This is a genomic window from Marinobacter sp. es.048 (assembly GCF_900188435.1).
Lineage (GTDB): Bacteria > Pseudomonadota > Gammaproteobacteria > Pseudomonadales > Oleiphilaceae > Marinobacter.
Window position 1 is genome coordinate 1643623 of sequence record NZ_FYFA01000001.1, and the last position, 23685, is coordinate 1667307.

At 58.2% G+C, this 23685-nt stretch carries 24 protein-coding genes; 18 read left to right on the forward strand and 6 right to left on the reverse strand.

The window, feature by feature from the left end:
* Positions 1-21 precede the first annotated feature (21 nt).
* The 3 genes from CFT65_RS07635 to CFT65_RS07645 are packed head-to-tail and all read left to right on the forward strand — an operon-like array spanning position 22 to position 2236.
* A complete protein-coding gene (locus CFT65_RS07635; RefSeq protein WP_088827467.1) occupies positions 22-582 on the forward strand; it encodes a DUF1415 domain-containing protein in 561 nt (186 codons plus the stop codon).
* A gap of 4 nt (positions 583-586) precedes the next feature.
* The gene (locus tag CFT65_RS07640; protein ID WP_088827468.1) at positions 587-1318 is read left to right on the forward strand and encodes a spermidine synthase; all 732 of its coding nucleotides are present in this window, start codon (positions 587-589) and stop codon (positions 1316-1318) included.
* Positions 1319-1333: 15 nt separating this feature from the next.
* Entirely contained in the window at positions 1334-2236 is a 903-nt protein-coding gene (locus tag CFT65_RS07645; protein WP_088827469.1) for an NAD-dependent protein deacetylase, read from the forward strand.
* A 7-nt stretch (positions 2237-2243) separates the two neighbouring features.
* Here CFT65_RS07645 and CFT65_RS07650 read toward each other — a convergent pair whose 3' ends face one another.
* Together CFT65_RS07650 and CFT65_RS07655 are read right to left on the reverse strand one after the other, a co-directional pair.
* Positions 2244-3656 (reverse strand): sodium-dependent transporter, encoded by a 1413-nt coding sequence (locus CFT65_RS07650; RefSeq protein ID WP_088827470.1) that lies wholly within the window; start codon positions 3654-3656, stop codon positions 2244-2246.
* A 91-nt stretch (positions 3657-3747) separates the two neighbouring features.
* The gene (locus CFT65_RS07655; RefSeq protein WP_088827471.1) at positions 3748-4845 is read right to left on the reverse strand and encodes a Glu/Leu/Phe/Val family dehydrogenase; all 1098 of its coding nucleotides are present in this window, start codon (positions 4843-4845) and stop codon (positions 3748-3750) included.
* A gap of 370 nt (positions 4846-5215) precedes the next feature.
* Between CFT65_RS07655 and CFT65_RS07660 the strand changes: the two genes are divergently transcribed.
* The 3 genes from CFT65_RS07660 to CFT65_RS07670 all read left to right on the forward strand — a co-directional run bounded on the left by CFT65_RS07660 (position 5216) and on the right by CFT65_RS07670 (position 7668).
* Entirely contained in the window at positions 5216-5962 is a 747-nt protein-coding gene (locus tag CFT65_RS07660) for an AzlC family ABC transporter permease (protein ID WP_088827472.1), read from the forward strand.
* On the forward strand, positions 5952-6263 hold the full coding sequence (locus CFT65_RS07665) for an AzlD family protein (protein WP_088827473.1): 312 nt from the start codon (positions 5952-5954) through the stop codon (positions 6261-6263). Before CFT65_RS07660 ends, CFT65_RS07665 begins: the two co-directional genes overlap by 11 nt.
* Before the next feature lie 88 nt (positions 6264-6351).
* Positions 6352-7668 carry a hypothetical protein gene (locus CFT65_RS07670; protein WP_088827474.1) on the forward strand — a complete coding sequence of 439 codons (1317 nt, stop codon included), beginning with the start codon at positions 6352-6354 and terminating at the stop codon, positions 7666-7668.
* A gap of 133 nt (positions 7669-7801) precedes the next feature.
* Here the strand turns inward: CFT65_RS07670 and CFT65_RS07675 are convergent, their stop codons facing one another.
* Positions 7802-8569 carry a DUF3750 domain-containing protein gene (locus tag CFT65_RS07675; protein ID WP_088827475.1) on the reverse strand — a complete coding sequence of 256 codons (768 nt, stop codon included), beginning with the start codon at positions 8567-8569 and terminating at the stop codon, positions 7802-7804.
* A gap of 193 nt (positions 8570-8762) precedes the next feature.
* Here CFT65_RS07675 and CFT65_RS07680 point away from each other — a divergent pair, with 193 nt between their 5' ends.
* Complete coding sequence (locus tag CFT65_RS07680) at positions 8763-8978, forward strand: dodecin (protein ID WP_008173934.1); 216 nt, start codon at positions 8763-8765, stop codon at positions 8976-8978.
* Positions 8979-8989: 11 nt separating this feature from the next.
* On the opposite strand, the gene CFT65_RS07685 is transcribed toward CFT65_RS07680, so the two are convergent.
* Positions 8990-9640, reverse strand: a complete 651-nt coding sequence (locus CFT65_RS07685) for a hypothetical protein (protein ID WP_228705802.1) — start codon at positions 9638-9640, stop codon at positions 8990-8992.
* 63 nt (positions 9641-9703) lie between these two features.
* On the reverse strand, positions 9704-10870 hold the full coding sequence (locus CFT65_RS07690) for a GNAT family N-acetyltransferase (RefSeq protein ID WP_088827477.1): 1167 nt from the start codon (positions 10868-10870) through the stop codon (positions 9704-9706).
* A 175-nt stretch (positions 10871-11045) separates the two neighbouring features.
* Between CFT65_RS07690 and CFT65_RS07695 the strand changes: the two genes are divergently transcribed.
* Together CFT65_RS07695 and CFT65_RS07700 are read left to right on the forward strand one after the other, a co-directional pair.
* Positions 11046-11732: a response regulator transcription factor gene (locus CFT65_RS07695; RefSeq protein ID WP_088827478.1), complete on the forward strand. Its 687-nt coding sequence runs from the start codon at positions 11046-11048 to the stop codon at positions 11730-11732.
* Positions 11729-13051 (forward strand): sensor histidine kinase, encoded by a 1323-nt coding sequence (locus tag CFT65_RS07700; RefSeq protein WP_088827479.1) that lies wholly within the window; start codon positions 11729-11731, stop codon positions 13049-13051. Before CFT65_RS07695 ends, CFT65_RS07700 begins: the two co-directional genes overlap by 4 nt.
* Here the strand turns inward: CFT65_RS07700 and CFT65_RS07705 are convergent.
* Entirely contained in the window at positions 13007-13207 is a 201-nt protein-coding gene (locus CFT65_RS07705; RefSeq protein ID WP_088827480.1) for a hypothetical protein, read from the reverse strand. The genes CFT65_RS07700 and CFT65_RS07705 overlap by 45 nt on opposite strands.
* 12 nt (positions 13208-13219) lie before the next feature.
* Here CFT65_RS07705 and CFT65_RS07710 point away from each other — a divergent pair, with 12 nt between their 5' ends.
* The 9 genes from CFT65_RS07710 (at position 13220) to CFT65_RS07750 (ending at position 23672) form a co-directional block, all read left to right on the forward strand.
* Positions 13220-13825, forward strand: a complete 606-nt coding sequence (locus CFT65_RS07710; RefSeq protein WP_088827481.1) for a YigZ family protein — start codon at positions 13220-13222, stop codon at positions 13823-13825.
* Between the two features lie 82 nt (positions 13826-13907).
* Positions 13908-14435 carry a DUF4136 domain-containing protein gene (locus CFT65_RS07715; RefSeq protein ID WP_172408474.1) on the forward strand — a complete coding sequence of 176 codons (528 nt, stop codon included), beginning with the start codon at positions 13908-13910 and terminating at the stop codon, positions 14433-14435.
* Positions 14436-14469: 34 nt separating this feature from the next.
* A complete protein-coding gene (locus CFT65_RS07720; protein ID WP_088827483.1) occupies positions 14470-14826 on the forward strand; it encodes a translation initiation factor Sui1 in 357 nt (118 codons plus the stop codon).
* 114 nt (positions 14827-14940) lie between these two features.
* Complete coding sequence (locus CFT65_RS07725; RefSeq protein WP_141103806.1) at positions 14941-16224, forward strand: D-amino acid dehydrogenase; 1284 nt, start codon at positions 14941-14943, stop codon at positions 16222-16224.
* 275 nt (positions 16225-16499) lie between these two features.
* Positions 16500-17696 carry a CaiB/BaiF CoA transferase family protein gene (locus CFT65_RS07730; RefSeq protein ID WP_088827485.1) on the forward strand — a complete coding sequence of 399 codons (1197 nt, stop codon included), beginning with the start codon at positions 16500-16502 and terminating at the stop codon, positions 17694-17696.
* A 10-nt stretch (positions 17697-17706) separates the two neighbouring features.
* On the forward strand, positions 17707-18630 hold the full coding sequence (locus tag CFT65_RS07735) for a hydroxymethylglutaryl-CoA lyase (protein WP_088827486.1): 924 nt from the start codon (positions 17707-17709) through the stop codon (positions 18628-18630).
* Positions 18620-19609, forward strand: a complete 990-nt coding sequence (locus CFT65_RS07740) for a WD40/YVTN/BNR-like repeat-containing protein (RefSeq protein WP_172408435.1) — start codon at positions 18620-18622, stop codon at positions 19607-19609. Before CFT65_RS07735 ends, CFT65_RS07740 begins: the two co-directional genes overlap by 11 nt.
* Before the next feature lie 2 nt (positions 19610-19611).
* Positions 19612-22002 carry an efflux RND transporter permease subunit gene (locus CFT65_RS07745; RefSeq protein ID WP_088827487.1) on the forward strand — a complete coding sequence of 797 codons (2391 nt, stop codon included), beginning with the start codon at positions 19612-19614 and terminating at the stop codon, positions 22000-22002.
* A gap of 14 nt (positions 22003-22016) precedes the next feature.
* The gene (locus CFT65_RS07750) at positions 22017-23672 is read left to right on the forward strand and encodes a DUF1302 family protein (protein ID WP_228705804.1); all 1656 of its coding nucleotides are present in this window, start codon (positions 22017-22019) and stop codon (positions 23670-23672) included.
* The last annotated feature ends 13 nt before the right edge of the window (positions 23673-23685 follow it).

Sequence of the window (23685 nt, forward strand, 5' to 3'; positions counted from 1 at the left end):
AAAACAACGGATACGGAAAAGATGGGCGAGACTGAAGTAATTATTGCTACCCGGAAATGGGTCGAGGACGTCGTAGTTGGCTACAACCTGTGCCCGTTTGCCAAACGGGAACTGGTGCGGAACCGGGTACGGTTTGTGGTTTCTGAAGCGGAAACGGAAGACGAGCTACTGCAGGCCCTGCACTCGGAACTTCAGCGGCTGGAAGACGAACCAGAGATCGAAACCACACTGTTGATCCATCCGGGTGTATTGCAGGGTTTCGGGCCCTACAATGAATTTCTTGATGCGGCAGATGGTTTGTTGGCGTATCTGGAGATGGAAGGCGTCTACCAGATTGCCAGTTTCCATCCTGATTATCAGTTTGCTGAAACCGAGCCCGATGCCGCGGAGAACTATACCAATCGTTCACCGTTCCCCATGCTGCACCTGTTGAGGGAAGCGAGCCTGGAGGCGGCGATTGACAGTTATCCGGATGTCGATGGCATTCCGCAGAGAAATATTGAGCTGATGAACGAGCTGGGCACGGAGAAGATGCGCAGTATCCTGCGTTCGTGTCTTGGTGTGTCAAACCCTAAGGTCTGATCAGATGGGACTGCTTTTCGAACAGATTGACAGCCAGCCTTCGGTGATTGGTGAGATCACTCTTCGCCGGCGCCGGATTCCGGCGATTGGCGACAGGGATATCTATGAGGTGAAGCTGGGCGAGGAATTCCTGATGTCCAGCATGTTTGTGGATGCGGAAGTGGCTCTCTCTGATATCGGGCTGGGCGAAACTGAGGGGGATAACCTCAGTGTGGTTGTCGGTGGCCTGGGACTGGGTTACACAGCCGTAGCAGCGCTCAAACACGAGCGGGTTGCCGAGCTTCTGGTGGTTGAGTACCTGGAACCGGTGATTGGCTGGCATCAGCAGGAACTGGTGCCTCTCGGCAAAGATCTGAATGCCGACCCTCGGAACCGCTACATTCATGGCAGTTTCTTTGATCTGGCGATTGCCGACCCTGCGGAGGGCGGTTTCGATCCGGAGAACCCCGGCAAGCCATTCGATGCCATTCTGCTCGATATCGACCACTCACCCCGGGCTCTTCTGCACGATTCCAGTGCCAGCTTCTACACCGCCAACAATCTGCGCCTGATGGCCCGCCAACTGAAGCCCCGAGGGGTGTTCGCCATGTGGTCGAACGAGGGCGAGGATGACGAGTTCATGGCCGTTCTCAACGAGGTGTTCACCGATGTGGCCTGCCATGTCGTATCCTTTTTCAATCCATTTCAGAACAGGGAATCGTTCAATACCGTGTACGTGGCCCGTAAGCCGGGCTGAGAAACCGGAGTCCGAATGTCTATAACCACGCACCGCAGCCGACCCTTCAGCTCCAGCCAGCGTCTGCCCGAGCCGGATCAGCCCCCGGTGTTGCATGAGCCGGAGGAGGCCGGGGCGTTGCTGGCGGAGTTTATCCAGCGCCACCCTCGCTTGCTGATTCTGACTGGCGCGGGGGTCAGTACCGATTCGGGCATCCCGGACTACCGGGACGGCGATGGTGCCTGGAAGCGCAAGCAGCCGGTTCAGCACAAGGCGTTCATGGAAGATGTTTACACCCGCCAACGCTACTGGGGCCGCAGCCTGATTGGCTGGCCGGTCATGCGTAATGCCAGACCGAACCCCTCTCACCACTACATCTCCGATCTGGAGCTGCTTAATCACAGCAGTCTGGTGGTTACCCAGAACGTGGATCGGTTGCACCAGAAGGCAGGTACCCGGGCGGTGACGGACCTGCACGGGCGGGCCGATGAGGTGGTGTGCATGAGTTGTGGCTACCGTTGCCCGCGGGATGAGGTGCACGACCGCTGCGCCGATCTGAATCCGGGGTTCCGGAAATACACCGCCGACACAGCGCCGGATGGCGATGCCGATCTGGATGTGGATTTTGCAGATTTCCGGCTGGCGGACTGTCCGCAGTGCGAAGGGATTCTCAAGCCGGATGTGGTGTTCTTCGGAGATTTCGTCCCCAAAGACCGGGTCTACTCCGCCCTGGATACGCTCAAGGCCAGTGATGGCCTCTTGGTAATCGGTTCGTCGTTGATGGTTTATTCCGGGTTCCGTTTCTGCCGGTACGCCAACGAATGGAACAAGCCCATTGCCACCCTCAATCTGGGGCGAACACGGGCCGAGGATCTGGTTGATCTGAAGCTGAACGCGAGGATCGGGGAGACCCTGAAGGCCTCCCTCGATCAGCTATAGCGATGGATTACATCAGGTTGTAGATAAACACCACTGCCACGGCAACCGGAGTGATGAAACGCACGGTGATCAGCCACAGGTTAAACATGGCCGGTGACAGTGCCAGTTCACGCTCCATGGCCTGACGTGACATCACCCAGCCCGCGAACAGGGCCACCAGCAGTCCGCCCAGGGGCAGCATGATGTTGGCGGTGAAGAAGTCCAGCAGGTCGAAAATGGTCTTGCCTTCCAGCATGGGGACAAAGCCAAGCGGTGCGAAGTCGGACCAGAGGTTCAGGGACAGAATCGAGGCAATGCCCAGTCCCCAGCAGACAAAACCGGCGCCCAGTGTGCTGACGGTGCGGTTCATGCCTTTACGCTCCTCCAGCCACTCCACAATCGGCTCCAAAAGCGAAATCCCCGACGTCCAGGCGGCAAAGATCAGAAGTACAAAGAACAGGGTGCCGAACAGGGAGCCCATGGGCATCTGACCGAAGGCCAGCGGCAGGGTCTGGAAGATCAGCCCCGGCCCCGCTCCGGGCTCAAGGCCGTTCGCGAACACAATCGGGAAGATGGCCAGGCCTGCGAGCAGCGCCACGCCGGTGTCGATGACCGATACGGTGATCGAGGTCTTGGCAATGGAAATGTTCTTGGGCAGGTAAGAGCCATAAGCCATCATGACAGCCATACCAAGGCTCAGGGTGAAGAACGCGTGCCCCAGGGCTACCAGTATTCCGGATGTTGTGAGCTTGGAGAAATCGGGCTGGAACAGGAAGGCGGCGGCTTGCCCGAAGTGCCCGGTGGTCATTGCATAGCCGACCACGATCAGCAGCAGCACGAACAGGGCCGGCATGAGAATGCTGACAGCCCGCTCAAGCCCCGAGCGAACGCCTCGCACTACCACAACCATCACCAGAGCCATGAACAGGGTATGCCAGGCCAGCAGTTTGGTGGGATCGCTTAGAAGGCCCGAGAAGATTGCGCCTACGGCGTCGGCAGACTGCCCGGCAAGCTGGCCGCTGGCGGTAGTGCCCACGTAGGAAATGGCCCAGCCGCCGATGACCGAGTAGAACGACAGAATCAGAAAACCCGCCAGAATGCCGATGGCACCGACCAGTTTCCAGGCCGGCTTGAGTCGGTCATGCTCGGCGATCAGGCTCAGACTCTTGACGGGGCTCCTGCCACCGCGACGACCGATCATGACTTCCGCCATCATGATGGGAATCCCGACGACCGCGATGCACAGCAGATACACCAGTACGAAGGCGCCGCCCCCGTTCTCACCGGTCACATAAGGAAATTTCCAGATATTGCCCAGGCCGACGGCGGAGCCGGTGGCGGCAAGAATGAAGGCAAGACGTGATGACCAGAGCCCGCGTTTGGCGTTGGAACCTTCCAGCGGCCCCGCATAGGTGGCGGAATCTGATGAAGTGACAGACATAACTATCTCCCGGAGTATTTGTTTTTGTATCAGGGTTTAGAAGGGAAGCTGCAGTAACCCGCAGCTTCCGGAGGGATGCGCCGGTGTCAGCTCAGCCGGTGCGAGCCCACCGGTCAGGTGCCTGTCCGGCTCCGGCGGTGTGCTTTTCGAACCGTTCCTCGGCAAGCTCGTTGGCGATTTCCCCCGTGGGGTGCCCCGAGCGGTCGGCACGGTTGAAGATTTCTGTCAGGGTGTCGCCTATGGTATCGACGTGGGCCCGAACCGTTTCCGGTGTGGCGCCGGTGCGCTCGTAGAACACATCAATGATGCCACCGGCGTTGATGGCAAAATCCGGTGCATAGAGGATGCCCCGGTCGCGCAGCATGGCGTCATGCTCCGGATGTTCGAGCAGGTTGTTGGCGGCGCCGGCTACAATGCGGGCCTGCAGCTGTGGAATGCTGTCATCGTTCAGTACCGCGCCCATGGCACAGGGTGCAACCACGTCTACCGGCAAAGACAGGATGTCCTCGGCGGCGGCCGGTCTGGCCCCCAGCTGATCCACTGCCCGCTGCATGTTGTCTTCGTGAATGTCAGAGACCCAGAGTTCAGCACCGGCGTTCCTCAGGTGTTTGGCCAGACGGAAACCGACATTGCCGATGCCCTGAATAGCTACCTTCAGCCCTTTGAGATTATCCCGACCGAGCTGGTGTTTCACCGCCGCCTTCAGGCCGATAAAAGTACCATAGGCGGTTGCCGGTGACGGATCGCCGTTGCTGGGGTTGCCATCGAAACCGGTGCGGGAGGCGATGCCTGCAATGTAGCTGGTATGCCGGCCGATGACCTTGAGGTCGGGTACGCTGGTGCCGGAGTCTTCCGCCGCAATGTATTGCCCGCCAAGGCTTTCCAGATGGCGCCCCATGGCCTCCATCAGCGCTTCGGTTTTCTGTTTGCGCGGGTCGCCAATAATCACCGACTTGCCGCCACCCAGATCCAGGTTGGCCAGAGCGGATTTGTAGGTCATGCCCCGTGACAGGCGCAGTACATCGCGCACGGCCGCCTCATCAGAGGCATAGGGGAACATACGGCAGCCGCCGAGAGCAGGGCCTCGGGAGGTGTTGTGGATGGCTACAATGGCCTTGAGGCCGGTTTCGGGATCACAGAAAAAGGACAGATGTTCGTGGTTATCGAACTCGGGATGGCTGAATAGCATTGTGAAATCCTCTCCCACTGGGCCGGATCTCGGCATGAGCGGGTATCTTGTTCTTGTCGACCGGCTTGTGGCCGGCGTTCCGATTTCAGGTGTCCGCTATATTCGCTTGGGGGTTGCCCATCGAAAGTGCCCTTTTGGGGCTGGACGAAAAACAAACTAGCGGCAATTGACGTTAACGTCAACATGCAAAAGCGAACTATTGGGAGCGGTGCGCATTCTCGGGATCTCGAGACTTTCGGGAGAGGTGCATAGCGATCACAGTGTTGCCAGCCCACTTTAATGGCATAAACCTGCTCCATTAGTCTCAGATTTTGTGATTCTGCGGAAACTACCTATACGCGTATCGGGGAAACTGACCTAGTTTGCCGTGATGTCTGTCGCTTCCTATTCTTATCAACTGCAGCCGGCTCGGGTACGAGTGGAGTTTTTTCGGCTACTTCCCATCTCGTTATTCGTGGTGGCGTTTGGCGCTGCCTTCGGGTTGGCAGCTACTCAAAAAGGCCTTGAGCCGCTCCAGGCAGTTCTGATGAGTGCCACGGTCTTTGCCGGGGCCTCCCAGTTTGCTGCCGTCGATATGTGGGGCACCGAGGTATCTTTGCTCCCGATGATCGCGGTGGTCTTTGCGATCAATTCCCGCCATCTGCTCATGGGCGCTTCGCTGTACCCGATGCTCCGGGACGTTGCTCCGGGCAAGCGCTATGGTCTCTTGCTGCTGCTGACCGATGCCAACTGGGCTGTTTCGGCCCAGGAATACCAGAGTGGCCGGCGAAACCTGGAGGTTATCCTTGGCGGCGGGTTGGCACTTTGGCTGGCCTGGATCATCGGGACCGGTCTGGGCGTCTATTTTGGTGGCCTTCTGCAGGATCCCAAATCCCTGGGCCTGGACATGGTTCTCGGCTGCTTCCTCCTGGCCATGGCGCTGGGCGGCAAGAAATCCCCGAGAGTGCTCGTGGCCTGGACCGTTGCAGCGCTGGCTTCATTGGCGGCCTGGAAATGGCTGCCAGCGAATACCCACGTTGTCGTGGGCGCGCTGGCCGGCGGTGCGATCGGGTTCTTCTGGCTTGAGCGAAAGCCTGCTCCTGCTTCTGAAGCGGAGGACAGCGCCCATGGCCGTTGAGACCACCACAGCCGGTATTCTGTTCCTGATCGCGATCATGACCGCCGTTACTCTGGTAACCCGTTTTGGCGGCGTGTTCATCATGTCGTTCGTGAAGATCAATCCCCGCATCGAAAGCTTCATCAACACCATGGCCAGCTCGGTCCTGATCGCCATAATCGTGCCCATGGCGGTGACCGGTGACATGGGAGCGCTGGTGGCCCTGCTTACCACAGCTGTTACGATGCTGGCGCTACGTAAACCTCTGCCAGCCATTGCCGCCGGAATTGCCGCCGCAGGGATCGTGCGGTTTATGACGTAACCTTCTGAAATTCGGGTGGTTAAAAACTGCTCAAGTCTGAGTGTTTGCGGCCGATACACCTGTGTAGTGATGACAGGTACCCGAAGCCATGATTTCTTCCAGCCAGATTTCGCTTTTCCAGGACAGTTCCCGCCAGGTATCGGCTTTTGACAGCACGCAGCTGCGCATCAACCGGCAATCTCCGGCGCCGCTTCAGACCAATGAGAACGCGGTGGGCTCGGAGCTGACGCTTATGCGCCAGGCTGCCTACCGTTACAGCAGCCAGGAACAGCTCGCTTTCAGCGGCAGCAGTACGGTAACCGGGAACGGTCAGCAGAGTGTGTTCACCAGTGCACAGCTTGCCGAGAAAACCACGGAACTGTTTCTGATGGGCCAACAGGCGTTGAGCGTCAGCCGAGCCGCCCTGGGCGGTGATGCAGGCGTCGAGAGTCGCGGCAGCCTATCGGTTTCAGCCGGGCGCTACATGTTCTACTCCGAGAGCGAATCCAGAAGCATGGCCTCCACCGGCACCATAAGTCTGGAGAACGGCGAAACCATTGATTTCACACTCTCCCTGCGACAGTCCCAGTCCCGAACGTACGAATACTCGGAACTGGTCCAGATCCAGGAGCGACCGCTCACCGACCCTCTGGTGATCAACTTCGGCAATGCCACCGCCCGCCTGACCGACACCCTGTTCGAGTTCGATCTGAACGGCAACGGCGAAACCGGCCAGTTCGCCTCCCTGGGCAGCGGCAGTGGCTATCTGGTGTTGGATCGCAATGGCAACGGGAAGGTGGACGACGGCTCCGAGCTGTTTGGCCCCCAGAGCGGCTCCGGTTTTGATGAGCTGGCAAGATTTGATGACGATGGCAACCGCTGGATCGATGCCAACGATGAGATTTTTGCTTCTCTCTCGGTTTGGGTCCAGGGTGCCGACGGCTCGCAGGCTCTGAGGTCCCTGGAGGAAGTCGGCGTTCAGGCCCTGTACGTGGACAATGTGGAAGACCGCTTCACCCTGGCCAACAACCAGGGCGTGCCGCTGGGCCAGATCAAGGGGTCGGGAATCTACCTGACCACCGACCGGGAGGTCCGCACCCTGGAAGAAATTGACCTTGCCGAGCAGAGCACTGCCGACGCGCCGGCTGCCGAGACCGTGCTGAGTTCTGACCGTGGCTCCCCGGATCGCGGTGGCAACGGTCTGGTTGATGCTCGGGTGGAATCGATCCGCTCGGCCCTTGAGAAGCTGAATGAAATCCGCGAAAAGCAGAAAGCGTTTATCGAAGAATCCAAAGACGCTGGCAAGCCCGAATCACCGCTTGATGATTACCTGAAGCTGATCGACAGGATGCGTCTGGAAATGCTGAACAGCCAGGACGAGAAGAAGCAGGCGGCGAGCCGGTATCTGGAGTTCGCCAGTCTTTGATTTTCAGCCTCGGAGCATGAAACAGTCGGGCGGGGCCTCCCAAAAAACGCTGTGAATACATCCTTGTACGCTTGGCTACGCCATCGCTGGCTCCGCACATTTTTGGGAGGCCCCGCCCGACTGTTTCCCGAACCTACGGGGCGGTTTCAGACATCGGGTTGGTGTTTCTAAGCGCTACCTCGCCGATACCTGGCAGTTTGACGCCCAGTGCCAACGGGTTAATACCGAAAGAGAGGCCTAAAAGGTTCAACTCCAGTCCCTCGCGGATACCTGCCAACACGCCAAAATACCCTCCGAACGAAACTTGATAACCCGCGCCACCCGGAACCTCCGCGACCACTCGATCGCCCAAGTAGTCCTTGCCAATGGCATGGTTGGGCAAAGCAACCTCAAGCCCCGGGACTTCCCGTATCACCCAGGCCACGAAGGTATTGCTGTTCGGGCCTGGCCAGGCTTCGTACTCGGTCGGGTAGGGGTAGGATTCCACCGCCTGGTAGATGTCGGGAATGAGCTTTTCGGCCTCTTCTCCGCGGATATCGGCATAGAGCTCCGGTTTCGCTCCGTACCAGTGTCTATCCGGTTCGCCCGGGCGGGAATTGACCACGTAGCTTCGCCATCCGGTTACCTCATGAACACGATAGTGGCTGGCGGCTTTTTCCTTGGTGGCTATCCAGGTATGAACGGCAAAGTAACCCCGCCAACTCCAGGCCCGGGCGCCGTAGACTTGAACGATGGCCTCCTCGGCCTGGTCGGGCGGAGGTGCAATCCGGGCACTTTCCCGGGTCGCGGTTTGCCAGGTCTCGGCTCCCTGCAGGCTGCTGGTGGCAAGCAGAATCGGGCCGGAAAGTAGCAGGAACACGGCACCGAGGAACCAACCGGTGTATTTGAGAATTCGTTTCATGAACCTTATCCAAAGTGTGAGGATAACCGGGACTCTGTGGGGAGCAGAAAGTTCCGGATTACGATGTCGATTGTAGTGAACAGATACGCCGGTCGTTAGTTGTCAGATGAGGGCGCCGCCGGGCTGCGGTTTGCTGGCAGGTAGCCTGTCTTCTAGGCTGAAAGGTACAAGTTGCAATTTTCAGGAGGCTTTTATGTCTGACCATCACGTTTATAAAAAAGTGGAAATTGTCGGTTCTTCCAAGAAGAGCATTGAAGATGCCATCGAGAACGCCCTTGAGGAGTGTGGAAAAAGCGTCCGCAATATGGAGTGGTTTGAGGTAACCGAAACCCGCGGCCATATCGTTGATGGCAAGGTTGGCCACTATCAGGTGGTAATGAAAGTAGGGTTTCGTATCGCCAACAGCTAAACAGATACCCCTCAGTTGCTTCTGATTGCCCGGTGCCGAATGGACGAAACCAGCTGGTTCATCAGTTCTCGGGCTTCGCCCTCATGCAGGCTGTGGCACTTGTCCTGCAATACCCGGCGGTCGTGATTGGATGAGTCACTCGAGACATCTTTGAGCAGGTCCAGATACTGGCAGGCCGCAAGGTGCGCCTTGATCTCGGCATCGATCAGCCGGGTAACCAGTTCATCGACTGACTCTGTGCAGAAGGGGCGGTTCCGGTTAAGCAGATTTCGGGCCTCCAGGGCCGCATTACGAGCTTCCAGTCTGAGTTCGCCGGCCGCCTCGCCGCCTTCAACCGCCCTCAGGAACATGCCCAGGCGTTCATGAAGATGCCATACCTGGGGCCAGATCTTGGCGTAGGCTTCCACTTCTGTTTGATAGCGGGCTTCTTCCACTGGGGAGCCCGAAGCGCCATTGACGGTCTCACCGGGACGATTGAATTGTGCCACCCGTATGTCGTCAACTTCCCGCCATAGCGTATCGGAACGCTCCCGCAGCGCGGTTAACTGGTCCTGACTGCGGCGACGAGCTCCCGATCCGATAAACAGGGCAATAACGGCCAGGCCCAGCGCTACCGCCGAAAGCAGAAACGGCAGGCCGCCTGCTGATAACATGCTCCACATTGGGTCTGTATCCATAGTGTCTGACCCCCGCGCAAATCCTGTCTGGGTCTATCAGTATAGAAGTTAATCCGGCGTCTGCTGTCGAAAGGGCAGTGCGGATTCGGCATCGTTAAAGTAACCAAGGACGTGTTCCGCTTCTTCGTGGGTGAAGTTCTCGATGGCTTCGCGGAAGCCGGGGTGCAAAATACCATGCCAGGAGTGGGTGATGACCGGTTCAAAGCCTCGTACCAGCTTGTGTTCACCCTGGGCGCCGGCGTCGATATGGCTCAGCCCCAGATCCATAGCCAATTCGATACCCTGGTAATAACAGGTTTCAAAGTGCAGGTGGTTGTATTCGTCCAGGCACCCCCAGTAACGCCCATAGAGGGTGGTTTTGCCCGCCAGGAACAGGGCGCCGGCAATCATTTCGCCTTCGCGCACGGCCATGACCAGATGCACATGCCCGGGCAGCTGTTCCAGAAGCAGTTCAAAGAATCGCTTGTTGAGGTACGGCCGTTGGCCCCGTTTCAGGTAGGTTGCCTGGTAAAAAACGTAGAACGCGGATAACACATGCTCCGGAATATCCCGGCCGTGAAAGCGCGTAAAGGAAATACCCTGATCCGCAACCTGGCGACGTTCCTTGCGGATCGACTTGCGCTTGCGGGACGTGAGCGCTGCCAGAAAATCCTCGAAATTCCGGTAGTCGTGGTTATGCCAGTGAAACTGACATCCGATGCGGTGTAGCTCCTGCTCGTGGTGGAGCAGTTTCTGGTCCTCGCTGTCCGGAAAGAGCAGGTGCCAGGAGTGGGCCCCAAGTTCGTCCGTCAGTGTGTCCAACATGTGATGAATCTGTTCCGGTGTCAGCTGTTGTCGAAGCTCGGGATCCAGCAACAGTCTTGGCCCGGAGGAGGGCGTGAAGGGAATGGCGATCAGTAATTTTGGATAGTACGCCAGCCCATGCCGTTGATAGGCATCGGCCCAGGCCCAGTCAAAAACATACTCCCCCATGGAATGGCTCTTCAGAAAAGCCGGCGCCAGGCCAATAATCCTGCCAGCCATCCGGAACACGAGGTGGCTTGGTGACCATCCGGTCTCTGGGGAGGTGCAGCTGGACGCTTCGAGAGCCTGGAAAAACTCGTAGCGAAGAAAAGGATTGGTATGCCCTGCCAGCCGCTCCCAGTCGCGGGCAGGAATATCGTTGATGCTGGTGCAGGCTTCCAGTGTAAGAGTCGCTGGTCCGGGTTCTGACATGGTGAGAGAAAACTCCTTTGTGTACCCGATACCATACGTCAGAAGACGGCTTTTGATCACCCCGGGAGCCAGTGTAAAGGTTCTGCAAAGTGGCCAGGCCCGAATCAGCGGCTTGCGGGTAGCGTGTTAGACTTCAGGCAGCAACCGTGGCCGGCACGACAGGTGGAGAGGCGAGATGCAGAACAGGGTGTTACTGGTCGAGGACGATGATGAATTGCGGGGATTGCTGGGCCGTTACCTGAGCAATCAGGGATTTACCGTCCGTGAGGCCGCCAATGGCCGTGATGGCCTGGCCCTGGCGCTGGGTCAGGACTGCGATATTGTCGTGCTCGACATCATGCTGCCGGATATCAGCGGCCTTGAGGTATTGCGCGAGCTGAGAGCAGAGACCCATCTGCCTGTGGTACTACTGACCGCCCGGGGAGATGAAACAGATCGAATCGTCGGTTTCGAGGTGGGGGCCGATGACTATATTCCGAAACCTTGCAATCCCCGTGAGCTGGTGGCCCGGCTGCAGGCGCTTTTGCGACGGATAGCGTGGGACCAGAAAACCGAAGTCAATGCTGCCCGGACTTATGGCGACCTGCGGGTAGAACCCGGCCATCGCCGTATCTATCAGAGCGATGTGGCCATGGAGCTGACGGCTACCGAATACGAAGTTCTGCAGGTTCTCCTGGCGCACGCAGGCAGCGTGGTCCGCAAACCCGATCTCATGCAATGGGCCCTCGGTCGACGGTTGGAGGCTTACGACCGCACTCTTGATATGCACATCAGCAATCTTCGCAAAAAACTGGGCAACGACGACCCGCCCAGAATAGAAACCGTTCGGGGGCTGGGTTACAGCTATCGGGTGCCGGAATGAGGCGGCGGCCCATGTTCCCTCTGTTCTGGCGGATTTTCCTGTCGATCTGGCTGGCCATGGCGGTCACCGTGGTGGCCAGTAACCTTGCGACCAGGATGCTTCTGGACCGGGAGCGGCAAGCCATCGAGCGCCAGGCAGGTCTCAGGGATCTGGCCGAAGAGGCCATTGCAATACGTGAGGCCGGTGATCGTGGCGGCGCGTGGCGCTTTCTGCGGGACGAGGGCGAACGTCTTGAACTGTTTCTGGTGCTGCTCGAACAGGATGAAAACGATGGCAAGCTGCCCTCGTTCATTCGCGACCGCATGAAATCCGGCTGGTATCCGCAGAAACCTGCGGTTCTGGATGTGGGCGGTGGTTACCGGTTGGTGGCCTGGCCCCGGGTACAGGGCGCCGGCTGGCTCAACCCCAGATTCTTCAGGGCTATCGAGCTCGGGCTGGCCCTGCTGATGATTTCCCTGGCGTGCTGGTGGATCGCCCGCCTGGTATCACGACCGTTGAGGCATATGGAAACCACGGCCCAGGCGATTGCGGGCGGGGATAATTCCCTCAGGGTCAGCGAAAAGATCGCACAACGCAGGGATGAGGTGGGGCAGCTGGCAACCGCCTTTAATGCCATGACCGAACAGCTCTGCAGTCTGCTGGAGCGCCAGAAACACCTGCTTCGGGATATTTCCCACGATCTCCGGACGCCGCTCACCCGCCAGCGTATTGCCATTGAGCTGGCAAACGAGGCCGGTGCGGATGAGGAACTGATGGCGAGCATTCTGCGTCAGAATGAACGGCTTGAAACCATGACCGGCCAGATACTGACGTTATACCGGGTTACCGAAGCCGGCGGCGATATTGAGCGGGAGCCCCTCAGGTTGGTGCATGTGATCAATCAGGTCCTCAAGGATGCCGCAGACTACGCCGAACATCAGGGTGTGGACTGCAAACTCGTGGTCTCACCGGAAAGTTCACGGGCATCGGTGCTGGGTGATGAAGGGCTTCTACAGAGAGCTATCGACAACATCCTTCAAAACGCCCTCGATCACACACCGCCTGGCAGGGCGGTTCATCTGACCGTAGCGGTTTCCGATGACTGGCTGATTCTGACGGTTGATGACGAGGGGCCGGGCGTTCCGGATGAACTGATCGGCCAGCTTTTCGAGCCGTTCTTTCGAGCGGACAAGTCCCGTGGAGGCACGGGTTGGGGGCTGGGCCTCGCGATTGCCAGAGACATCGTTGCCGCCCACGATGGGGCAATAGCGGCAGAGGCCGGTGAGCGTGGTGGCTTACGGGTGACGCTTCGCCTTCCGGTGTTTTTCGGGGGCGGCTGATTCGGGCTCCGGATTGCAGGGCTTCAGTTTCTCTGCCCCGGAAAAGTCGATACCCTCCTGCAGCTCGTCCTCGTCAAAGCGGATCCCGCAGGCCGCTTTGCGGATTTTTGCGGGTTTGGCAATGCCCGGGTTGTTGTATTCGTCTTCAGAGGCCATAGGTCGGTGTCCATGAAAAAAGATTACCCCGTTCCCGCAGGATACCTTGAGCGTGAAACGGAAGTGAAGAAAAGCCGGTTCATTGCCCGGGTAGCGCCCGTGAGCTCACGCGAAGAAGTGAAGGATTGGCTGGAACATGCCCACCGGGACCATCCGGACGCCCGTCATATCTGTTGGGCCTACCAGATCGGTCGTCCCGGTTCCGCCGCCGAGGCCGGCATGAACGACGATGGTGAGCCTTCAGGAACGGCAGGCAAGCCAATTCTGAATGTGATTCAGCACAAGGATATGGGCGATGTCCTGGTGATGGTTATCCGGTACTTTGGCGGTATCAAGTTGGGTGCCGGCGGACTGGTGCGGGCCTATGCCGGCGCGGCTGAGAGTGTTCTGTCAGCGGTTGGCCGGGTGGTGCAGAAACCCATGAAAGACGCGCAGGTTTCCCTGTCCTTTGCCTATGAACAGCCCTTGCGCCATTGGTGCGATGTTAACGGCGCATCGGTGGAGTCTGTCGATTATGGGGTATCCGTTCGTGCGCGGGTACTGGTTCCGGAGGACCTCCAGGCTGAGTTCGGGGCTTTCTGCGATGCCCAGAAGCTGGATTACAGTTTTGAAAGGTGATGGATCCCGGGGGCATCGTCACACGTCTGCTATGCGTATACTGTTTCAATAGCGACCTTCTAAATTGAGGACAGAAATCATGATGCGTTTTCTGATGTTAGCGGTTCTTACATTGGCCATGACCGGTTGCGCCAGCAATGTAGTAACCGACTACAACTCGTCTGTGGTTTTCGGGAACTATTCCTCCTGGGCGTTCGCCACTGGCACTGACTCATCATCCTTTACGTCTCTGGACGGAACCCGGGTGCGCAGCGCCGTGGAGCGTGAGCTGAACCGGAAGGCGCTGCGACAGGTACCTGCAGTAGAGGCGGATTTGCTGGTCAGCTGGCAGATTGTGCCGGAAGAGAGGCTTGAGCAGACGGGGCTGGGACTCGGATTTGGTTTTGGCAGCGGACATTTCGGCTGGGCTCTGTCTGCACCGCCACCGGTGCGTGAAATTGAAGAGGGAAAGTTGGTTGTAGAACTGGCAGACAGCAAGTCGAAAGAAGTTGTCTGGCGCGCCGCCAGTCGGCGCTATCTTAATGAAAACCAGTCACCCGAGACCCGGAGAGAATTGATCGACGAGGTCGTGGCCGAAATGTTTACCAAGTATCCTCCCGGTCTGGATTGAAGGCGTTATAAGAAAGGAATAGCACGGAGACAGAATGAAGAAGCGATCTGAGGGCGGACTGGTTTTTTCGACCGAGCAGGGCCGCATGTGCCCGGATTGCCGCAACCCGGTGAATGAGTGTATCTGCAGCAAAGCATCACGACCTGTGGGGGACGGCATAGTCAGGGTGAGCCGGGAAACGAAGGGCCGCAAAGGCAAAGGTGTCACCCTGATTACCGGCATTCCTCTGGATGAAAAAGAGCTCAAAGCCTACGCCAAGGTGTTGAAAGCCAAATGCGGCACCGGTGGCACAGTAAAAGATGGTGTGGTCGAAATCCAGGGTGACCAGCGGGACCTTCTGGTTCCGTTGCTTGAACAGAAGGGGTGGACAGTAAAGCGCGCTGGTGGCTGATGGTATAACACGCAATTCCCGCATGCTCACGTTACAATAGAGCCCTCGAACAACGAATCCCTAGTTTTATATCAACCGGAATCTGGCCGGAAATTCCCGGGAATATCCTGTGGGATGGTGGGTTCCGTTCGACCGGAGGCAAGCATGCATATACTGGTTTTGGGTGCAGGCGTTGTGGGTACTACCACGGCCTGGTATCTGCAAAAGCAGGGGCACCAGGTAACCGTGGTTGATCGCCAGAACCAGGCCGGCCTGGAAACCAGTTATGCCAACGGCGGTCAAATCTCTGTTTCCCATGCGGAGCCCTGGGCCAACCCGTCAGCCCCTCTGAAAGTATTGAAATGGCTGTTCCAGCCAGACGCGCCCTTGCTGTTCCGGCCAAACCTGGATACCGCCCAGTGGCGCTGGGCGCTTTCTTTTCTGGGTCAATGCACGTCAGCCAGGGCTGCCCACAACATCCGCCAGATGGTGAATCTTGGCACCTACAGCCGCAGCCAGTTGCAGGCTCTGCGAAAGGAAGCGGGCATAGAATACGACCATCTTGAGAAGGGTATCCTGCACTTCTACACCAATCCTGAGGAATTTGACGGCGCCATGGAGCCGACCCGGATCATGCAGGATCTGGGGTGTGACCGTCAGATTATCGATGCGGACAGGGCGGTTGAACTGGAACCGGCACTCAAGCCGATCCGCAACCGGATCGCCGGGGCAACCTACACCTCTGAAGACGAATCCGGTGATGCCCGGATGTTTACCCAGAATCTTGCAAAACGCTGCGAGGAGGCCGGCGTAGAGTTCCGGTACGGCACTGAAATTCTGAGCTTCGAACGCGCCGGCGAGCGGGTACTTGGGATCCAGACCCTCCGAGACGGCCATCATGAGACGCTGCGCGCCGATGCCTATGTGCTGAGCATGGGCAGCTTCAGCGCGGCGCTTGCCCGGCAGCTGGGTATTTTCCTCAACATCTACCCGGCCAAAGGCTATTCGATTACGGTGCCGGTGAAGAACGAGGAGGCGGCGTTCAATGTCAGCCTCACTGACGACGAGTACAAGCTGGTTTATTCCCGCCTCGGCGATCGCATGCGTGTGGCGGGTACGGCCGAACTGAACGGCTACAGCCGGAAACTGAACTACACCCGCTGCCGCGCTATCGTGCGCCGCACAGCGGAAGTCATGCCCGAAGCAGGTTACTGGGATCAGGCCGAGTTCTGGACCGGTTTGCGGCCTGCGACGCCCTCCAACGTGCCGTACATCGGGAAAAGCCACTTCGCCAACCTCTATCTGAATACCGGACACGGTACCCTGGGATGGACCCATTCCTGTGGTTCCGCCGCGGCCCTTGCGGATATTATCGACGGCCGCAAGCCGGAGGTGGATTTTACGTTCTCCGGGCTCTAGAAGGTCTGGCTACCTCCAGTCCGGAGTTAGCATCTTGGTCAAGCCTCAAAACCATTTCACTTTGAATTAAAGAATTTCAAAGTGAAATGGTTTTCTTTATCTGACAGCCCTCTGTTACGTGTTTCTACCTACGAAATAATACCTATTTTTCAATGGCTTGAAAGATTCCTTTTGTGTCTATCAAGAGTTGGCACCGGCTTTGCGATGTTGGGTGTAAACGGTTCGTCCAGTTGATGAACAACAACACCAATCCAACAACCGTGTGCTGACTGACTATGACTAAACCACTGGAAGGCGTCCGGATAATTGATCTGACCCACATGCTGTCCGGCCCTTACGCAGGAATGCTGCTGGCCGACCTGGGAGCAGAATCCATCAAGGTAGAGCCCCTGAAAGGCGAGGGCACCCGTTCACTACTCGCCAAGGATCCCCGCAATTCCTACAACGGTCACGGCGCCTATTTCATTACTCTCAACCGCAACAAGAAGAGCGTCTGCATTGACCTGAAATCCGAGGCTGGCCTTCAGACTTTTTACGATCTGGTCAAGGATGCCGACGTTGTGCTTGATAATTTTTCCGCCGGCGTGCCTACCAAGCTCAAGATTGATCACGAGCACCTGTCGAAAGTGAATCCTCGCATCATCACCTGTTCGGTAACTGGTTTCGGGCAGGCCGGTCCCAATTTCAAGCGCCCGGCGTTTGACCAGGTGGTGCAGGGCATTGGTGGCGGCATGTCTATTACCGGGCACGATGCCGAGCATCCGGCCCGGGCAGGCATTCCTATTGGCGACCTTGGCGGCGGCATGTTTGCCGTGATGGGCGTTTTGGCAGCCCTCCACTCCCGAGCGGTGAACGGCTACGGCCAGCACGTCGACATTTCTATGCTCGATTGCCAGATCAGCATGCTCAACTACATGGCCACCATGTATTTCCTGAGCGGCGACAACCCGTCTCCGATCGGTAATGGCCACTTTGTCCATGTTCCCTACGATGCCTTCCGCACCAGCAATGGCTTTGTGATTATTGCGGTCATTTTCGACAGTTTCTGGGACAACCTGGTCGAGCTTCTGGGTATCGATGAATTGCGGGATCCGGCCTACAAGACCCAGCCCGGTCGATTTGCAGACAAGCACAAGATCAACGGCATTCTGACCGATCTTTTAAAGACCAACACCACGGAACATTGGGTGGAGTTGCTCTCTAGCGCCCGTATTCCCTGCGCCCCGGTCAACAAGTTCTCCGATGCCTTGAGCGATCCCCAGGTTCTGTTCCGCAACATGGTGGTGGACATTCCCCAGTTTGACGGCGGCTCTGTCAAGGCGCCGGGGAATCCGATCAAGCTCAGCGTCGACTCTTCAGACTCCTACACTGCGCCGCCTCTGCTGGGGCAGCACACCGAAGATGTTCTTAAATCGCTTGGCTACAGCGACGAGCGGATTGCAGAACTCAAAGGCATGCAGGCCATCGGATAAGGAGACAGCCATGAAGGTACGTGTCAACGACGTCGGACCCCGCGACGGCCTACAGAGCCAGGGCAAGACATTGAGTGTGGACGGCAGGGCGCAGTTGATCGAGGCACTTGTGGGTGCCGGGCTGCGCAACATTGAAGTCGGCAGTTTCGTTTCTCCGAAAGCCGTCCCCCAGATGGCGGGTACCGATCAGCTGTTTGGCCGACTGCCGGCGGTCGACAAAGTTCGCTACGCCGGGCTGGTTCCCAATATGAAAGGATACCAATTGGCGACGGCCGCGGGCGCGAAAGTCGTCAACGTGGTGCTGTCAGTGACCGACACCATGAATCAGAAAAATATACGGATGTCCCTGGACGAAACTGCCGACGTCTGTAAAACCATCGTGGAACGAGGTCACCGTGAAGGTGTCGAGGTGCAGGCATATCTGGCGGTCGCGTTCGAGTGTCCTTTCGAGGGGCTGGTCGATCCCGAGGTGGTTGCCCGATTCGCCCGGCTCATGCGTTCGGCTGGCGCTGCCAAGATCATCATTGCCGATACCATCGGAGCCGCCAATCCGACACAGGTTCGGCAGGTACTCGACTTGGTTGTCCCGGAGGTGGGCGCCGACCGGTTGTCCTGTCATTTTCACGATACCCGAGGCATGGCGCTTGCCAATATTACAGTGGCGGTGGATCGGGGCGTCCGTGAATTCGATTCCTCCATCGGAGGCCTCGGCGGCTGCCCATTTTCACCAGGTGCTACCGGCAATGTCGCCACCGAGGATGTGGTGCTTCTGCTTAACAGCATGGGCTACGACACGGGTATCGACCCATTGGATCTGATTCCGGTGGTTCATCTGGCCGAAGAGCTTACCGGTGTCTCCCTCGGTGGAAAAAGTTTCCGCTGGTTAAGTCAGCAGAGTGCCAAGCTGCGCGGGGAGGCTGGTCATGGTGGCTAAGGTGCTTGGCATGACCGCGCAGCTGGCACCCTGGGCCATTGTTGGTGGCCTGGCCTACGCCGCGGCTTTCATCAAGCCTGGTGTGGAGCCTCTGCCTCTGCCCCAGCCGCTGAATGAACCGAGGGATCTGTTCTACGACGTCAGCGCGTCAGAAGCTGGCCGGTACTGGTTTGCGGGCAACAACGGCCTGGTTCTTGAAGGCGGGGAAACGCTCGAGGATTGGCGTCGGCATGTGATGCCCGAGGACGTCAACCTGCAGGGCATTGCCTCCGCTGATAATGGCACCGTTCTGGCGGTCGGAAACGCTGGCTGGACTTTCCGGCATCATGGCGACGGTGAGTGGGAGCCGCTGCAGCTGCCAGTGTCCGACATTGCCGGCAAGCTGATTGAAGTAGCGTGGATCGATGGCCATTTCTGGGCTATCGGAGAAATGGGCGCGGTGTTCCGCTCCGATGCCGAAGCCACCCAATGGCAGAACCTCGGTATCGAAGGGGACGTTGCTCTCAACGACATCGCCAGGACCACGGGCGGTGAAATCTGGATTACCGCCGAGTTCGGCACCCTCTATCATTCCGGGGACAATGGACAGTCCTGGCAGGGCGAGGAACTGGGCTACGAGAGCCTGCGTTCGGTGGCCTTTCATGGCGACCACGGAGTGGTGGTTGGTAATGGTGGCGTAATTTTCCATAGCGCGGACGGTGGCCAGACCTGGGAAGAAGCCCGATCACCCACCACCGAGCACCTCTACGATGTAGTCCATGACAAGCAGCGTTGGCTTGCCACCGGCAATGGCGGCGTGCTGCTCAGCTCGGAGGACGGCGTTCGTTGGCAGGCGCTGCAGCCCGGTAATTTTGCCAACGGATACCACGCACGACTCCAGCCGGTAGAGAATGGTGTTCTGATCGCGGGCCAGACGATTGGACTGCTTTCTGATGACAGCTGGCAGAACTGGCCGGATGCCATGGCAGGGGGGATCTGATCATGATCAGTGTATTTGCCCGTTCCCTGTCCGAATTCTGCATCCGTCACCGGGTTTGGGTGACTGCCATTATCTTCGGGTCCACTCTGTTAATGGCGCTGACCCTTTTGAAGATCGACGTACGAACCGTGTTCAGCGATATGGTGCCCAGCAACCATGAATACGTGGACGTGCACGAGACCTACAAGGATACATTCGGCGGCAGCAACAAGGTGTCGATCCTGGTCCAGGCTCGTGATGGCGATATCATGACCCAGCCGATCCTGGAGGAAGTCCAACGGATTACCCGGGAGCTGGCAAAGGTGAGCGGCGTGAACCCGTTCCAAGTGGTCTCTTTGGCTTCTCGCAAGCTCAAGTCCGTCAGCGCTTCGTCCATGGGTATCGAGAGCGTACCTCTGATGTGGCCGGATGTTCCTGGAACCGATGCCGGCATCGAGGCCCTTCGCGAGGCCATCATCAACAACCCGCTGGTTTACGGCATCTACGTTGAGCACGACCTGTCCTCGACCCTGATCCAGATGGACTTCTATGACCATCTGGTGGACTACAGCAAAATTTTCCCCCAGGTCCAGGCCATTCTGGATGCCTCTCCGGTGGCCGATCAGGTAACGCATCATGTGGTGGGGGAGCCTATTCTCTACGGCTGGGTCGACTTCTATCTGGATGAAACGGTCTCCATTGCCCTGATTTCCCTCGGCGCCATGCTGTTTGCCCTGTTCCTGCTGAACCGCACCTGGCGCGGCACCCTGCTGCCTCTACTCAGTGGCGTGGTGTCGACCATCTGGGCCCTGGGTATCGGAGTTCTGTTGGGCTTCAACTTCGATCCACTGGTGATTGTGGTGGCGTTTATCATCACCGCGCGCTGCTTTAGCCACGCAGTTCAGTTAATCACCCGGTTTGACGACCTCTGTGACGGCGAAGGTGTGCAGCCGCGCAAGGCCGCCGAGCAGACCATGAAGGAACTGTTCCGTCCCGGTCTGCTTGGGCTGGTGTCCGATGCGGGTGCCATCCTCTGCGTGGTGCTCACACCCATTCCGCTTCTGCAGAAAGTATCGATCATCGGCGCGATCTGGGTGATGACCATCGGCTTCTCTGCGGTGATTCTCACGCCGGTGCTGTTGAGCTGGGTCAAGGCGCCTCTGCGCAATGCCCATCCGCTGAACCTGCGCTTCCTACTGAATGCTGTGCTGTCTGTGGCCGTGAAGGTGGTCGAGACCCGGGCCAGGTTCTTCGTCTTGCCAGTCACGCTGATACTTGTTGCCGCTCTCGTGTTCAAGGCCACGGATCTGACCATCGGCGACGCTACAACCGGTTCGCCCATCCTCTGGGAAGATTCCCAGTTCAACCGGGACAGCGCCCTGATCAACGCCAATTACCCCGGCACCGAGCAGATGTTCGTAGTGCTGGAGGGCGAGCAGGAGGACGCGCTCAAGCGCCCGGATGTCCTGGCCTGGATGCAGGGTTTCCAGCGCCGTATGGAGCGCCTGCCCTCAGTGGGAGGCAGTGTCTCACTGGCTGATATTGTGGTGGATGTGCGCCGCAACCTGTACGAGGGCAACCCCCGCTACCGGGAGCTGGGCGCGACCCAACTGGAGAATGGCGAACTGATCAGCTTCTATATGCAGGGCGCAGCTCCAGACGATCTCGCACAGTTCGCCGACCCACTGTTCCAGAACGGCTCGGTGATTCTGTTCTTCCGGGACCGTCAGGGCGAAACCCTGCGCCAGGCGACCTATCAGATCCGTCGATATATTGAAGATAATCCCCTGGAAGGCGTTGATGTGCGCCTGGCCGGTGGTTCCCTGGGCATTATTGCCGCGGTCAACGAAATCCTGCTGTCCGACCAGATCGAGGCCATCGCCTTGGCCCTGCTGGTGGTCATTCTTTCCTGCCTTGCCGTCTACCGCTCGTCGGCCAGCGGCATCTTTTTCATTGTTCCGGTGTTGATCTCCAACGTGGTGACCTTTGCCTTCATGGCGTGGCAGGGCATCGGCATGAGTATCAGCACCCTGCCGGTGGTGGCCCTCGGCATTGGCCTGGGCGTGGACTACGCGTTCTACATCGTCGATTCGGTGAAGGAGTACCTGGAAAAAGATCCCGAGGCGGACCCCATGGATGCGATCCGCCAGTCCCTGTTTTCGGCCGGCCGCGGCGTGCTCCTCACGTCTGTGACCCTCGCGGCCGGCGTTTTGTTCTGGTCCCTGTCTTCGCTGCGATTCCAGGCGGAGATGGGCACCTTAATTGGGCTGTGGTTGCTCGTTTCAGCGTTCACTTCGCTGTTCGTGATGCCATCCCTGGTTCGGGTGTTGAAGCCGAAGTTCATCTTCGGTGACCGCCCATTAAAGGCCGAATCCGATCAAGGTATGGAACGGCTGGCGCAATCCACTCACTGATGATGGGTACCAACATGAAGAGAGAAAACAAAAACTCAACCTCGATTCACCGCCCCTTGCAGCGAGGCCTTCTGGCCGGTGCTGTGCTGGCAGCGTCGGTGGGTATGCCTCAGGTGGCCTCAGCCGAGGAAGACTGGCTGACCAAGGACTGGGAGGTCAGCGGGTACATTCGCCAGTACCTCTCCTGGAACCTCGAGAATCCGACATTGATCGGCCCGGACGGCGAGCAGAGGGACGACTACCGCTACGACCTGTCCATGGCGCGCACCGTTGGCAAGCTAGATCTGTACCGTGACTTCGGTAACTGGCGGACCAAGATAACTGGCCGGATTTCCCGCGAATCACCGACCGACTACGGTAAGGATCTTCAGGACGTAATGGATGAGTGGGCGGCTACCGGTGGTGCCGCAGGCTCCAGCGTTAACCTTCGCGATGACGTCTACGACGATGAGGAACTCCGGGAATTCTGGGTGCAGGGTGACCTTACCGATTCCACCAACATCAAGGTGGGTCGCCAGCAGGTGGTCTGGGGCGAAACCGACTTCTTCCAGCTATTGGATGTGGTGCACGGTTACGACTTTCGCTGGCGCTCCTTCCTGGAGCCGGAAAACGAGGAACTTCGCAAACCCCTTAACATGATCAACCTGACCCAGCAGTTCTTCGACCTTGATGGCAGCCTGCAGGTGCTGTACATCCCCGGAAAACTCAATGATGGCGAAGACCGCGGCAACAGCTACGACGTGGAAGGCGGCCGCTGGGCTAACAATCCGAACAAGGGCATCACCTTTGCCTCGGCCCCGTTTGGCGCCAACGTGAAGTACAACTACGACCACCCGGACGCCGACATGGATGACGACTCCTTCGGCCTTCGTTGGAGTGGTCTGGCTGGCGACTGGGGATACTCGGTGGGCTGGTTCCGGGGTCCCAACCCGAATCCGGTGGTCAATCCCAATCCGGCCACCAATCCGGGCCAGCCGCAGTTGCAGACCGGACCCTATGAGGGCGTTTACGAGGGCGGCGCCACCGAGGCCGGTGAGTTCATCTATCCGTTCATTGATGTCTTTGGCGTAACCGCCAACAACTACTTCGCGGGTCCGGACCTGGTGTTCAGCACCGAACTGGCCTACATCCCGAATGCTCCCTACAACGTCGGCATCGAGAGTATCGCCGAAGGTCCCGGATGTGGTTTCTTTCCGGGCTTCTGTGGCATTGAAGAGAAAAAGCTGTTCCGGTCCATGTTCCGGATCGACAAGCAGCTTGATCTGCAGCAATACCTGGGCACCAGCCGGCCCTCCTTCTTCACGGTTCAGCTGTTTAACAACTGGATTACCGACTACGAGAAAGAGGAGCAACTGGTGAATCTCGCTGGCTTCGGCGGCGAGACCGAGGAATTCAGCAGCATCATCACCGCTGTGTTGGCCACCAACTACGCCAACGACCAGATCAACCCGTCCCTGGCCATCGGCTCGGATCTGACCTACGGCGGTGGCTTTGTCATTCCGGCGGTCGAGCTGGCCTACGGCGACCACATCCGCGTGCGCCTGGAGGCGGACATCTTCTTCCACGAGAAGGATCAGGAGCGCCCTCTTCAGGGTTTCAACGATACCAACCTGTTCGGGTACTTCTCCGGCAACGATCAGCTGCTTGCCCGGTTGACCTACCAGTTCTGAGCACATGAGGAGA